Raw genomic sequence first — 608 nt, 5'->3', positions numbered from 1 at the left:
ATATCCGCTTCATATCCTCGCTAATCGCTTTATAGCTCCCAGTGAGAGCATTATTCGCCTCATCCAATTTACCCTGCACGGTAGGCACATCAAAAAAGCAATTAGCGCCACCTTCACAGCCCTTTGAATCATAGGACGCACCACGAACAGAGAGGGGCGTGGACTCAGAGCCCGGCATTTTAGAATAATCAATATCCACGCCAGAACCATCCCCACCACTTCCATTACCACTCCCATTGCCATCAGGCAACGCCGCAGCGAGCATGCGCACATCGTTAGCCATATAACCCACAACCTCATTTATTTCCTTGAGGTATTCCGATGATTTATCAGCGCCGCCCGTAGTCCCACCCGTATTACTTCCAATGCTACCGCCAGAAATGGCAGCCGCCAAATTCTGCATGGTTTCATTCATCTGCATAATCTGACCGGCCATGCCATTCGCACCCAGCGCACCATTAATTGCGAATATCTCACCTACCACGCTACCAGTATTCATACGAATGTCATATAAGGTGGCAGCATCGCGATCAAACTTACCAAATATGTCATCGAATTTCTTATCCCAATATTCCCTCGACAAACCCAGCCCATCACCTTCAGAACCA

The 608-nt window shown here is 48.5% G+C and carries 1 pseudogene; it reads right to left on the bottom strand.

Annotated features, from left to right (window positions below):
* A pseudogene (locus GWQ22_RS21770) lies at positions 1 to 608 on the bottom strand (hypothetical protein); the annotation flags it as partial.

The sequence above is a fragment of the Aeromonas sp. 1HA1 genome (genome assembly GCF_029237385.1).
In the GTDB taxonomy this organism is placed as follows: Bacteria; Pseudomonadota; Gammaproteobacteria; order Enterobacterales; family Aeromonadaceae; genus Aeromonas; species Aeromonas popoffii.
The sequence above is the reverse complement of the archived record's forward strand: the minus strand, read 5'-3'. Positions and strand labels throughout refer to the sequence as shown.